Origin of the sequence: Rhizobium sp. RAF36, from assembly GCF_052114105.1 — a bacterium.
GTDB lineage: Bacteria > Pseudomonadota > Alphaproteobacteria > Rhizobiales > Rhizobiaceae > Rhizobium.
Genome location: NZ_JBFREC010000002.1, coordinates 857,592 through 869,724, shown reverse-complemented (window position 1 = coordinate 869,724; position 12,133 = coordinate 857,592). Strand labels below are relative to the sequence as shown.

Below are 12,133 nucleotides of genomic sequence, written 5' to 3'. Positions count from 1 at the left end.
CATGCGCGACAGAGATCGTTTTTCGGCGATCTCCTCATTCGCTAAGGACAACTTCTAATGCAAAAACAAGGGGAAAGCATCACCCAATTGGGTTAACGCATGAGCAAGACCCTAACTTTTTTGGGGTTTTCTCGAAACGCCTTTGTTTTCAAGCGGTTTCGCGCAGACGCTCAGCAGTCTGCAGGTCGACGGATACAAGCTGCGAGACACCCTGTTCGGCCATCGTTACACCAAAGAGGCGATTCATGCGGGCCATCGTGATCGGATTGTGAGTGATGATCACGAATCGAGTTTCGGTCGAAGCCGCCATTTCATCCATCAGGTTGCAATAGCGCTCGACGTTGTGATCGTCGAGCGGCGCATCCACTTCGTCGAGCACGCAGATCGGCGCCGGATTGGTGAGGAAGACCGCAAAGATCAGTGCCATCGCCGTCAGCGCCTGCTCGCCGCCGGAGAGCAGCGTCATGGTCTGCGGCTTCTTGCCGGGCGGGCGGGCGAGGATTTCGAGGCCGGCTTCCAGGGGGTCGTCGGATTCGATCAGCTGCAGCTCGGCGGTACCGCCGCCGAAGAGATGGGTGAAGAGCCGCTGGAACTGGGCGTTGACGACATCGAAGGCGGCGATCAGGCGTTCGCGGCCTTCGCGGTTGAGGCTCTGGATCGCGCCGCGCAGCTTGCGGATCGCGTCGATGACGTCGTCGCGCTCCTTGATCAGGGCTTCGAGCTTGTCGCTGAGCTCCTTCTGCTCTTCCTCGGCGCGCAGGTTAACGGCGCCTAAGCGCTCGCGCTCGATCTTCAGCCGCTCCAGGTCACGCTCGACTTCGCGCGGATCGGGGATCGACTGCATCGGCTGAAGGCCGGTCAGGCGGAAGGCTTCGTGCGGCGCGACATTCAGCGCCTCGCGGATGCGGCCCTCGCTTTCCTGCCGCTTTTCGCGGGCGGAAACCAGGCGCTCCTCGGCACGGCCACGGCGTTCCCGGCTTTCGGCAAGTTCGGACAGTGCGGTGGCAGCCTTGTGGTCCGCGTCACGCTGGACGAGTTCGGCGGCGGCCAGAAGATCGGCGGCAGCGCGGCGGGCCTCGTCGGCCTTCTGCAGTTCGGTCAGCAGCGCGCGGCGCTTGTCGTCGAATTCATCCGGCGCCATCTCGAGTTCGGAGGCCTCGTCGCGCGCTTCCTCTTCGCGGTCGCGCAGCGTGGCGATGTGGTCTTCGGCGCTTGAGGCGCGCTGGCGCCAGGTCTCGCGCTCCTGGCCGATGGCGACGATGCGGCGCTGGCGCGCATCGTTTTCACGGTTCAGGCTGTCGTGGCGGGCGCGGGCTTCGGCAGCGAGACCGCGATCGGTCGCGACTTCCATCTGCTGCAGGCGTAGGCGCTCATCGATCGCCGTCAGATCCGGCGCATCCTCGAGCTCGATGCGGGCATTCTCTTCCTGGATGGCGATGTCTTCCTGCTGCGACTGCAGCTGGCTGACGGCCTCGGCCACCACGTCGCGGCGGCGGACGAGATCACCGGAGGCCCGCTCGGCCGCCGCCAGCGCCTCGCGCGCCTCGGCCAGATGACGGGCGGACAGGCGGCTCATGTCGCGGGCGTCGTTCAGCCGGCGCTCCTCGCCGCGGATCGCTTCAGCGGCAACGGCAAGCTGCTCTTCGGCTTCGGCAAGCACATCGCGGGCGATCGAGACTTCGTTTTCGAGCTCGGTCAGGCGGTTCTTCTGGGCGAGCCGGAGTGCTGCAGCACTCGGTGCATCGGCACCGGTGACATGGCCATCCCAGCGATAGACGGCACCCTCACGGGTCACAAGCCGCTGGCCGGGCTTCAACTCGCGCACCATGCGATGGGCATCGGCCGCGGCGACAAGGCCGATCTGCTTCAGGCGGCGGGTAAGTGCCGATGGCGCCCGCACATGGTTCAACAGCGGGACAGCGCCTGACGGCAGTGCCGGATCGACCGATCCGTCGCCATTCTCCGACCAGTGCGCGGGAGCCTTCGGATCGAGTGGGGATTCCAGATCGTCACCAAGCGCGGCGCCGAGCGCCGTTTCGAAGCCGCGATCGACGCGCAGCTCTTCGGCAACCGGCGGGAACTCGCCCGCCGCGGCACCGGCAGCCAGCATCCGCTGGATGGTGCGGGCCTCGGTTTCCAGGCCGTTCAATTTAGAGCGCGCCTCATCGACAGGCGCGCGCGACAGCGCTTCGGTACGCCGGGCTTCGGCAAGCGCCTGCTCGACGGCCTGGATGCCTGCCTCGGCTTCGGCAAGGGCAATCTCGCCTGCCTCGACCATGGCGCGCTTCTCTTCCGGATCCGGCAGAGCCGAGACCTTCTCGGCGATCGCCGTCAGCTCGCGGTTGGCCTCGTCCATCTGCCGTTCCAGGCGCATCTTGCGATCCGTGAGATCGCGGATGGCGCGTTCCAGCTGGTTGCGGCCGGCAGCCGCTTCAGCGCGCTCGGCGGTCACCGATGTGAAGATGCGTTCGCTATCGGCAAGCTTGGCCGCCGCTTCCTCGAAGGCTTCCCGCAGCTCCTCTGCATGGCGGCCAGAATCGGCGAGGATTTCGTTGATCTCGGCCTCTTCGGCATCGAGCCGGGCGAGGATTTCGGCATTGTCGGAGACCAGCCGCTCTTCGCGGCGGATGTCCTCGGCAAGCTGGGCCAGACGGCGGGTCAGCTCGTCGCGGCGGCGCAGGATGCGGTTGGCGTCTTCTTCCAGCTGCGTCTTGGCGATCTGCAGGCGCTGCAGCGCGGCGGCGACCCGGGCTTCCCCCTCGCGCAGTTCCGGCAGCTTCAGGCTGGCGATCCCTTGCGTCTTTGCCGCCCCCATCTGCATCTGCGCTTTTTCGGCGACGACGACGGTTGCCTGGTTCAGCGCACTGTCGGCCTCGGCTTCGGTCTCCTTGGCCTGCACCCAGCGGATATGCAGCAGCATGGCTTCGCGGGCGCGGATATCGGCAGACAGCGTCTTGAAGCGGTTGGCCTGACGGGCCTGACGCTTGAGGCTTTCGATCTGGCTTTCGAGCTGCGAGGTGACGTCGTCGAGACGCTCAAGATTGCCTTCGGCGGCGCGCAGGCGAAGCTCGGCTTCGTGGCGGCGCGAATGCAGGCCGGAGATGCCGGCCGCTTCTTCCAGCAGCTGGCGGCGGGCCTGGGGCTTTGCCGAGATCAGCTCGCCGATACGACCCTGCCCGACCATCGACGGCGACCGGGCGCCGGTCGAGGCATCGGCAAACAGGAGCTGCACGTCCTTGGCGCGGCTCTCCTTGCCGTTGATGCGGTAGACCGATCCCTGCTCGCGCTCGATGCGGCGCGTCACCTGGATTTCGTCGCTGTCGTTGAAGGCGGCAGGCGCGGTGCGATCGGCATTGTCGAGATAGAGGGCGACTTCGGCGGTGTTGCGCGCCGGGCGGTTGCCGGAGCCCGAGAAGATCACGTCATCCATGCCGGATGCGCGCATGTTCTTGTAGGAGTTCTCGCCCATCACCCAGCGGAGGGCTTCCACGAGATTGGACTTGCCGCAGCCATTCGGACCGACGACGCCGGTCAGCCCGCGCTCGATGATGAATTCAGCCGGTTCGACGAAGGATTTGAAGCCGACAAGGCGCAGCTTGTTGAACTTCATGCGGCCCTCTCCCCGACGGGGAAAAGAAGAGGCGCAAAATAAAAGACGGGCAGCCCGAGAGGGCCGCCCGTCAGATTAGAACGGTACGGTTCAGAGCAGGCTGTCGATAAGTGCCGACATGGAGTCAACCGTCATGTCCCCAGCGTAACGCTTGCCGTTGATCAGGAAAGTAGGCGTAGCGTTGACGCCGAACTCCTTGGAGCCCCTTTCCCGCGTAGCGTTCACTTCATCCAGAAGCTTCTGGTTCGTCAAGCACTTCGTAAAGCTATCCTCACTAAATCCAGCAAGTTTGGACATCTGCAGAAGGGCTGCGCGGCGATCGTCGGCTGCGGCCCAGGTTTCCTGCTGCTTGAAGAGCATCGACACCATCGGGAAATACTGTTCCGGCGTGCTGAGCTTCGTCGGATCGGAAGCGTTGCAGCGGGCCAGCATGAAGGCGGCTGCAGCGGCCGGATCGAACGGGAATTCGCGGATGATGAAGCGGACCTTGCCGGTCTCGACATACTTCTTCTTGATCTCGTCGAAGGTGGTGTTGTGGAAGTGGGCGCAATGCGGGCAGGTCATCGACATATATTCGACGATCTTGACCTTGGCATCTTCCGGACCGAGCGCCATTTCCGGCAGTTCGCCGGGCTTCAGCACCGCTTCCATGTCGACATCGCCTTCCGGCTGCGGAATTTCGACCGCCGCCTGCGCTGCCGTGGAGAGCGCCAAAGTCGCGCCTGCAGCGGCGACACCGCTCAGGAGCTGGCGTTTCGTCATTTGCATTTCAGAGATGTGCATGGATTCCCCATAAGCAAGAGTAGCGGCTGAATGTGCGATATAACGGCTAAAGGCCGCGAACAAGGCACGCTTCGCCAACTTTCTTCAAAGAATTGTGACCTTGCAAAGGCTAAGGGATGAATTGTTCTTCATCTGACCTGATCAGAAGCGGAAATCCGCTTCGCATGATGCTGCTCGAGGCGATCGAAGACGGTTTCGGCGTCGATATCGATACCCGAGTCATTGATCGACTCCTGGATGCTCCGGCGCATCGTCTATTCCGATGCCTCACAATCACAATCAATCGCCTTGTCCCTAGACATCGCCCACTCCTCGCCTGAAACCAAATCGAGAGGCCGTCCAAATCGCAAGCCTACCGCCGCTTCCCCAGCACCGCCGTGCCCAGCCGCTTGACCGCCTCGCGCAGCTTGTCGCCCTCGATGCCTTCCAGCATGCCTTCGAGCTTGCGGGCCGCCTCGCCTTTCAGCGGTGGCGGGGTGCGGGAGCGTTTGCTGGCCTGCGAGACGGGCTTCTGGACGATGCGGATCTGGTGGACGGCGGAGAAGCCGAAGAAGCTGTTGATACGCTGGATCAGTTCGCCCTGGGCGTGGGTGAGGAAGAGCGCGCGAGCACCCTCGCAGGCGATCGTCAAGACGCCGGGCTTGCAGGTGCCGTCCTCGCCGCCGCGGGCCCAGGCGATCTTTTCGGGCCGCGTGCAATCGGCGAAATCCTCACCGGCGATCTCGTCCCACGAACCGAGCAGCGCGGTGTTGATGCCGGCGCGCTTGGCGAGCACCGGATCGATCAGGCCGTTCGCCAGTTCGGAGATCTGCTTCTCACCTTTGCGTGGATAACTCATCGAAACCTTCTGATGCTGCCGCCAATCGGCAGGGCCGCCTTGATCCGCGGCAATGCTTCGCCAATTATAGGCCACTCCCCTGCCTCCGGTAAACGATGACTTCAAAGACATTGATCGCGCCCAGCGCAAAGCCCCTGCTCGAATGGTACGACCGCCACCATCGCGATCTGCCCTGGCGCATCTCGCCGCCGATGGCGGCGCGCGGCGTCAAGGCCGATCCCTATCGCATCTGGTTGTCCGAGGTCATGCTGCAGCAGACGACGGTGCAGGCGGTAAAGCCCTATTTCGCCAATTTCCTGGCGCGCTGGCCAACGGTCAACGATCTGGCAGCAGCGCCGAGCGACGATGTCATGGCGGCCTGGGCGGGCCTTGGCTATTACGCCCGCGCCCGCAATCTGAAGAAATGCGCCGAAGCGGTGGCTGCCGGGCATGGCGGCATCTTCCCGGATAGCGAAGAGGGCCTGAAATCGCTGCCCGGGATCGGCGACTATACGGCGGCGGCCGTCGCGGCCATCGCCTTCAACCGGCAGGCGGCGGTGATGGATGGCAATGTCGAGCGGGTGATTTCCAGGCTCTATGCCATTTCAACACCGCTGCCCGCAGGCAAGCCGCTGATGAAGCAGAAAGTGGCGCTGCTGACGCCCGCCGACCGGCCCGGCGATTTCGCCCAGGCGATGATGGATCTGGGCGCCACGATCTGCACGCCGAAACGCCCTGCCTGTTCGCTCTGTCCATTCAACGGATCGTGCGAGGCATTGCGCCTGTACGATCCTGAGCTGTTTCCGGTGAAGGCTGCGAAGAAAGAGAAGCCGGTGCGGCACGGTGCGGCATTCGTCGCGGTCACCGGAGAGGGCGAGATCCTGCTGCGGCGGCGGATCGAAAGCGGACTGCTCGGAGGCATGACGGAGGTTCCGACAACGGGGTGGACGGCGCGTATCGACGGGGAGACGGGCACGGATGCCGCGCCCTTCCCGGCGGCGTGGCAGCCCTGCGGCACCGTCATCCACGTCTTCACCCATTTCGAACTCAGGCTGCAGATCTACCGTGTGGCGATCGCCGATCCCGTTGAAATCAATGACGGATGGTGGGAACCGGTTACAAATCTTGAAGCCCAGGCGCTGCCGACGATCATGAAAAAAGCGATCGCAGCGGCTATTCCTCTCGCGTTCAAATCAGTCAAGGAATGATAGATGCCCATCAATCATATTGTCTTCGATATCGGTAAAGTGCTGATCCACTACGATCCGAGCCTGCCCTATCAGCGGCTGATCCCCGATGCCGGAGAGCGCAAGTGGTTCTTCGACAATGTCTGCACCCATGACTGGAACATCGAACAGGACCGCGGCCGCAGCTGGGAAGAAGCCGAGGCGCTGCTGATCGACGCGCATCCGGAGCGCGAAGAGCAGATCCGGCACTTCCGCAAATACTGGCACGAGATGGTGCCGCATGCCTATGACGACAGCGTCGTCGTGATGGAAGAGCTGATCGCGCGCGGCCATGACGTGACGATGCTGACGAATTTCGCTTCCGACACGTTTCGCGAGGCGCAGGTTCGCTATCCCTTCCTGACGAAGACGCGCGGCGTCACCGTCTCGGGCGATGTGAAGCTGATCAAGCCGGATATGGCGATCTACGAGATGCATGCCGACAGCTTCGGCCTCGATCCGGCAACATCCATCTTCATCGACGACACCGTCGCCAATGTCGAAGGTGCCCGGAAAGCCGGCTGGCAGGCCGTGCATTTCACCGGTGCGGAGAAGCTGCGCGCCGATCTCAGAGCGCATGGTGTGGAGATCTGATCATGGCATTCGATCCGGTCGAAGAGATCAAGCTTTTCCATGGCGCGATCAATGCGCTCGATTTCCAGACGATCGAGAACTATTTCGCCGATGACGCGACCTACGTCTCGAACGGCGTCGGCAGCCTTGCCGGACGCCAACAGATCATGACGGCGTTCCGCAAGTATTTCGACGATTACCCGGATCAGACGGCGATCGACACGCTGGTGGAAAAGGTAAGTCCGCGGGCCGGGCGCGCGGTCTGGTCGGTCCGGGCAACGCATAGCGGCACAGGCAAGCCGCTGATCCGCGAAGGCGAGGAAACCATCACCTTCAACGAGGATGGCCGCGTCGCGCATGTGCAGGTAACCGATTATCAGGCATTCTGACCAGAAGGGCGGCAGCGATGCCGCCCTTTGCGCAACAATTTCTGCAAATCGCACAACTAGCTGAAAGACTTCAGGAACATTCTTCTTTTCCGGTTGTTTTGATCTCAGCCGCATCACTTGCGGCAGGCATCAATCAGCAGCCCGGCAGAGCCGGCAGGAGGAATAGGATGGGTAGAGGTATTTTGCTTTGGTTTCTCGGGGTTCCGATTCCGCTGATCCTGATCATCCTTCTGTTCTGGCACTAGGAGATCACGATGTCGCAACCCGTATCGAGCGTCGTTACCGGCGCTCCGCAGGAATCGTCGTCCTCGGCCGTCAGCTGGGGACCGATTCTCGCCGGCACGCTGGCCGCAACGGCGATTACCCTGATCTTCATGCTGATCGGCTCCGGACTTGGGCTGACGATGATTTCGCCCTTCGCCAACGGCAGCAGCTCGCTGGCGACGATCGGGGCGACGGCGGCCGTGTGGCTGATCGTCGTGCAATGGGCGTCGTCGGCGCTCGGCGGCTATATCACCGGCCGGCTTCGCTCAAAGTGGGTCGGCGTTCACACCTATGAGGTATTCTTTCGCGACACGGCGCATGGCTTTCTGGCCTGGGCGCTGGCCACGCTTGTTGTTATCGGCCTGCTGGGCTCGGCGGTATCCTCGCTCGTCAGTGCCGGTGCCAGTGCGACCGCGAGTGCGGTTGGAGCGACAGCGGCAGTGGGTGGCGCGGGAGCAGCGGCTGCAGTGTCCGGTTCAGACAATACGGGCGGCTTCTCGACATCCTACTTCACCGATGCGCTGCTGCGCCCGGCTGATGGCAGAGCTGCGCCTGAGAACCAGAGCAACGAAGCCGTCAGCGCCCAGATTTCCCGCGTGCTGGTCAGCGGTGCCGCACAGGGCGAAATCTCTGCCGACGATCGTGCCTATCTCGACCAAGTGGTTGCCTCGCGCACCGGGCTTTCCGAAGCCGACGCGAAGACCCGCGTCGATGGCGTGCTGAAGCGGATCGACGATGCGAAGGTAGCGGCGCAGAAGGCTGCCGATACGGCCCGCAAGACGGCATCGGGTGTTGCGCTGATCGGCGCCATGTCGCTGCTCGTCGGCGCCTTCATCGCCAGTGTGTCTGCCGCGATCGGTGGACGCCAGCGGGACGACGATGAAGAGCGCGAGGCGCTTCTGAGGCGCTGACAGCCCGACCTGCGATCAAACTAGACGCCCGGATACGTTCCGGGCGTTTTTCTGTTTGCCTTACGCGAAGCGTTTCTACGCTGCGAAAGTCAGGACGTGGGCGGCGAGATAGATGGCAAGCACGGCAGAGATGCCGATGTCGGAGAGCATGGCGACGGTCTCGTTTCTGTTCCTCGACGGCTGCGTAAGGTGTTTCAGCCCAGCCAGACCGAAGAAAATGCAGCCGACCAGTGCAGCCGGCACTACCCAGTTCGGCTGGAAAAGGCTCGCTGCACCCAGCAATCCGATCGACAGATTGCCGAAGCCAATCTCCTGGACCAGTGGAAATGCTTTCTCGTCAGTGACGCCGAAGATCTTTTCGGCCGTAAAGGACGGCTGGGCGACCTGCTTGAGACCAGCGAGCAGAAGGCGCAGGCCGACACCCCAGAACACGAACCACCTGCCGACGAGAAAAAGCAGATCGGCATTGCCGGCGAAGACCGCTTCCGAAATCACGGAAACGACGGGCAATACCAGCATCAACAAAAGCACTGTTGCGAAATACATGACAGCCCCCAAGATCACGCATTGGCTGCCAGTTAACGATGGGACGCGGCAAGTTAGCAAGATCAAAAGAAAGGCGCCCGGGGTGTTGATCCCGGGCGCCATGAGCCTTCTTCCGTAACTGGAGGTACAAACACCGGAAGAAGGTAGTCTTGATCGGTAGAGGCTTACGTTATTCGGCCTTCGCCAGATCACTGCGGATGACGGCCCGGAGATCGTCGATCGGGCGCAGGGTCTGCCCGTCTTCGAAATGCCAGAAGGTCCATCCGTTGCATGCATCAAGGCCCTGGACCTTTGCGCCCAGGCGATGAATGGAGCCGGCGTCGCCGCCGGAGGCCACGGTTCCATCGGCGCGGACGATCGCGCTGTAGCGGCGGCGTGCATCGTAGAGCACCTGGCCGGGCTTGATCAGACCGCTTTCGACGAGAACGTTGAAGGCGACGCGCACTTCCTGCTTCTTGCCGGTCATGACAGTCAGCTCCGCCTTGCCGAGCGGCTCGACGGCGGCGATGCGGGCGGACGCCGCATCGATGTAATCCTGCTCGCGCTCGATGCCGACGAAGTGGCGGCCGAGGCGCTTGGCGACGGCGCCCGTCGTGCCCGAACCGAAGAACGGATCGAGGATCACGTCGCCGGGCTTCGAGGAGGCCATGATGACGCGGGCGAGCAGTGCTTCCGGCTTCTGGGTCGGATGAACCTTCTTGCCGTCGTCGCCCTTCAGGCGCTCGCCACCGCTGCAGATCGGGAACAGCCAATCGGAGCGCATCTGCACGTCGTCGTTCGATGCTTTCAGCGCATCGTAGTTGAAGGTGTAGCCCTTGGCCTTGGCGTCCGGGCTTGCCCAGATCATCGTCTCATGGGCGTTCTGGAACCGGCGGCCCTTGAAGTTGGGCATCGGGTTGGTCTTGCGCCAGACGATGTCGTTGAGGATCCAGAAATTCAGATCCTGCAGCGTGGCGCCGACGCGGAAGATGTTGTGATAGGAACCGATGACCCAGATGGTGCCCGTCGGCTTCAGAACGCGGCGGCAGGCGAGCAGCCATGCGCGCGTGAAGGCATCATACGCCTCGAAGGACGCGAACTGGTCCCACTCGTCATCGACGGCATCGACCAGCGACTGGTCGGGTCGATGCAGCGTGCCGCCGAGCTGCAAGTTATAGGGCGGGTCGGCAAAGATCACATCGACGGAATTGGTCGGCAGGGCCTCGAGGGCCGCGACACAATCACCCTTGATGATCGTGTCGATCCAGGAATCCGGCTTAACGGAGGTCTTAAGATCGGCAAGCGGAAAGACAGACGCCATTATGTTACTCGCTCATACACTTACGCTTTTAACTGACCGTTATGGTTACCCAGTTTGGTTACCAAAGCCTGAAGCGGTGAGCGATTTCGGGAAATTATCGAACTATACACGCAGAAAATGAAAAGGCGGGCACCTGGCCCGCCTCCCCTCAATTCGTCAGCCTGAGGCCGCTCGTGGCACTCGCCGCCTTGCTGAACAAGGCCGACATCGAGGCGGCCATGTCGTCGGTGGGTTTGACCTCGAAAAACAGCCCCTCGGTGGCGCAGGCTTTCAGATTCGGTCCGATATTCTTGGCAAAGACCGGATTGATCGCCTGGTTCCAGATCGGGTCGGTGGGGATCGGCAGGTAGGTGGTGTAGAGCACGGCGACCTTGATGCCGCGATCCTTCAGCGCCGAGCAGAGTTTCGGGTCGATCGGCTGCAGACAGCGATCGGGGTTGGACCACCAGGAGCCGCCGGTGCAGCTGCTTTTGCGGCTGTCGCCCAGGCCGTCGGTCACGAAGAACACCACTTCCTGGCGGTCGCCGGTGCTGGCGCCGGTGCCGCCATCGGTCTTGATTTCCTTGCCGATGCTGGTCAGCGCCGTGTCGAAACTCGTCAGCGCATCCTCGTTGAACTGATGATGCTGCGTCGTCATCAGGTTGATCTGGCCAATGGCGTTGCGCATGGTCGAGAGATCGCCGGTCAGGGTTGCGATCCGCTGGATACCGTAATAGGGCGCCGTTTCAGAGGCCGCGGCGCCGAACGTATAGGCGGCGAAGCGGTACTGGTTCGGCTGGGTTTCCCCGGCCGCATCGTCCATCAGCCCCTTGACCGCCTCGGTGACCACGTCAATCCGCAGCGTTATATCGTTGGCGCGGGCAATGAGATAATTGCTGTCCGTGTTTTCGACGCCGCTGCCCCAGACCATATGGCAGGCGAAGGCACAGTTGCGGCCCGCGGCATCCGGGGCATTTGCGGTCGCCTTTACAAGCGCGTCGATATCGGCCTGCGTCGCGCCGATGCCCATCGACGGGGTATTGTCGAGCAGCAGGTAGAAGTCGGTGTAGCTGGCGCTTGACATGCCGCCGCTGGAGGCGGTCGCCGTGCCGCTGACAGGCATGGAATTGATGCCCAGAATCTTCATGAACGTGGTCGGCGCCTGCGTGCCGAAATTGACGGTGGAGGTGACGACGCCGCTTTGCTTGGCGACCTTGATCGAGACGTTGATAGGCAGCGAGCCGGCAGTCTGGCTAAGGCCGCTTGAGCGCTGCGCCATGAACATCTGTTGCGCATCCTGCTCGGCAATGCTGACCTCACCGTCGCCGGTCATCGACTGGATCGCCTTGTAGCCTGACGACTGCGGGGAGATGGCGCCGAGGGCTGCAGCATCGGCTGCCTCCATCAGTTCGGTCCGAAGCTCGCTCTGGTCGCTGTAGTCGACAGCAAGACCTGCAGCGCCGAGCAGCGGCACCATCAGGATTGCCGTCATGACACCGAAATTGCCACGCCGGTCCTTGAGAAAGGGACGTAAAGAACGCATTTTGAGTATGCCTCGGAGCTAAAATATAGTGCCGTTATGCACACCATTCGATAATATAGAGTAAGCATGGAAGCGTTTTCACGGCTTCGTGACTGAAATAGAAAGGCGATAAATACTTTAGATAGAAGTGATATTTCAATTTTATTCTATCACTGGTGGCATGCCGGAATTTTCGCCGGCACGCCTTCGTTG

11 protein-coding genes are annotated in these 12,133 nt (G+C 62.2%); 4 read left to right on the top strand and 7 right to left on the bottom strand.

The features are described from left to right. Positions 1 to 148: 148 nt before the first annotated feature. The 4 genes from AB4Z25_RS10205 to AB4Z25_RS10190 form a co-directional block, all read right to left on the bottom strand. A complete protein-coding gene (locus AB4Z25_RS10205; protein ID WP_112537190.1) occupies positions 149 to 3,610 on the bottom strand; it encodes a chromosome segregation SMC family protein in 3,462 nt (1,153 codons plus the stop codon). Positions 3,611 to 3,700: 90 nt separating this feature from the next. Continuing rightward, complete coding sequence (locus tag AB4Z25_RS10200) at positions 3,701 to 4,393, bottom strand: DsbA family protein (RefSeq protein WP_112518146.1); 693 nt, start codon at positions 4,391 to 4,393, stop codon at positions 3,701 to 3,703. Positions 4,394 to 4,521: 128 nt separating this feature from the next. After that, a complete protein-coding gene (locus AB4Z25_RS10195) occupies positions 4,522 to 4,644 on the bottom strand; it encodes a hypothetical protein (protein ID WP_442207963.1) in 123 nt (40 codons plus the stop codon). A 101-nt stretch (positions 4,645 to 4,745) separates the two neighbouring features. Beyond that, complete coding sequence (locus AB4Z25_RS10190) at positions 4,746 to 5,231, bottom strand: DUF721 domain-containing protein (RefSeq protein ID WP_112537357.1); 486 nt, start codon at positions 5,229 to 5,231, stop codon at positions 4,746 to 4,748. Positions 5,232 to 5,326: 95 nt separating this feature from the next. Between AB4Z25_RS10190 and mutY the strand changes: the two genes are divergently transcribed. The 4 genes from mutY to AB4Z25_RS10170 all read left to right on the top strand — a co-directional run bounded on the left by mutY (position 5,327) and on the right by AB4Z25_RS10170 (position 8,573). Beyond that, complete coding sequence (mutY, locus tag AB4Z25_RS10185) at positions 5,327 to 6,418, top strand: A/G-specific adenine glycosylase (protein ID WP_112537189.1); 1,092 nt, start codon at positions 5,327 to 5,329, stop codon at positions 6,416 to 6,418. 3 nt (positions 6,419 to 6,421) lie between these two features. Beyond that, the gene (locus tag AB4Z25_RS10180; protein WP_112537188.1) at positions 6,422 to 7,030 is read left to right on the top strand and encodes an HAD family hydrolase; all 609 of its coding nucleotides are present in this window, start codon (positions 6,422 to 6,424) and stop codon (positions 7,028 to 7,030) included. A 2-nt stretch (positions 7,031 to 7,032) separates the two neighbouring features. Then, on the top strand, positions 7,033 to 7,398 hold the full coding sequence (locus tag AB4Z25_RS10175; protein ID WP_112537187.1) for a nuclear transport factor 2 family protein: 366 nt from the start codon (positions 7,033 to 7,035) through the stop codon (positions 7,396 to 7,398). A 254-nt stretch (positions 7,399 to 7,652) separates the two neighbouring features. Next, on the top strand, positions 7,653 to 8,573 hold the full coding sequence (locus tag AB4Z25_RS10170; protein ID WP_112537186.1) for a hypothetical protein: 921 nt from the start codon (positions 7,653 to 7,655) through the stop codon (positions 8,571 to 8,573). A gap of 75 nt (positions 8,574 to 8,648) precedes the next feature. Here AB4Z25_RS10170 and AB4Z25_RS10165 read toward each other — a convergent pair whose 3' ends face one another. From AB4Z25_RS10165 to AB4Z25_RS10155, 3 genes are all read right to left on the bottom strand, one after another. Then, complete coding sequence (locus tag AB4Z25_RS10165) at positions 8,649 to 9,119, bottom strand: DUF6790 family protein (protein WP_112537185.1); 471 nt, start codon at positions 9,117 to 9,119, stop codon at positions 8,649 to 8,651. Positions 9,120 to 9,288: 169 nt separating this feature from the next. Then, on the bottom strand, positions 9,289 to 10,419 hold the full coding sequence (locus AB4Z25_RS10160; protein ID WP_112518152.1) for a site-specific DNA-methyltransferase: 1,131 nt from the start codon (positions 10,417 to 10,419) through the stop codon (positions 9,289 to 9,291). A gap of 148 nt (positions 10,420 to 10,567) precedes the next feature. After that, the gene (locus tag AB4Z25_RS10155; protein WP_112386420.1) at positions 10,568 to 11,941 is read right to left on the bottom strand and encodes a pilus assembly protein TadG-related protein; all 1,374 of its coding nucleotides are present in this window, start codon (positions 11,939 to 11,941) and stop codon (positions 10,568 to 10,570) included. Between the last annotated feature and the right edge of the window lie 192 nt (positions 11,942 to 12,133).

Coding starts and splice junctions, on each gene's coding strand:
- AB4Z25_RS10205 (WP_112537190.1), bottom strand. CDS start 3,610: ATGAAGTTCAACAAGCTGCGCCTTGTCGGCTTCAAATCCTTCGTCGAA.
- AB4Z25_RS10165 (WP_112537185.1), bottom strand. CDS start 9,119: ATGTATTTCGCAACAGTGCTTTTGTTGATGCTGGTATTGCCCGTCGTT.
- AB4Z25_RS10190 (WP_112537357.1), bottom strand. CDS start 5,231: ATGAGTTATCCACGCAAAGGTGAGAAGCAGATCTCCGAACTGGCGAAC.
- AB4Z25_RS10155 (WP_112386420.1), bottom strand. CDS start 11,941: ATGCGTTCTTTACGTCCCTTTCTCAAGGACCGGCGTGGCAATTTCGGT.
- AB4Z25_RS10170 (WP_112537186.1), top strand. CDS start 7,653: ATGTCGCAACCCGTATCGAGCGTCGTTACCGGCGCTCCGCAGGAATCG.
- AB4Z25_RS10180 (WP_112537188.1), top strand. CDS start 6,422: ATGCCCATCAATCATATTGTCTTCGATATCGGTAAAGTGCTGATCCAC.
- AB4Z25_RS10160 (WP_112518152.1), bottom strand. CDS start 10,419: ATGGCGTCTGTCTTTCCGCTTGCCGATCTTAAGACCTCCGTTAAGCCG.
- AB4Z25_RS10200 (WP_112518146.1), bottom strand. CDS start 4,393: ATGCACATCTCTGAAATGCAAATGACGAAACGCCAGCTCCTGAGCGGT.
- AB4Z25_RS10175 (WP_112537187.1), top strand. CDS start 7,033: ATGGCATTCGATCCGGTCGAAGAGATCAAGCTTTTCCATGGCGCGATC.
- AB4Z25_RS10195 (WP_442207963.1), bottom strand. CDS start 4,644: ATGCGCCGGAGCATCCAGGAGTCGATCAATGACTCGGGTATCGATATC.
- mutY (WP_112537189.1), top strand. CDS start 5,327: ATGACTTCAAAGACATTGATCGCGCCCAGCGCAAAGCCCCTGCTCGAA.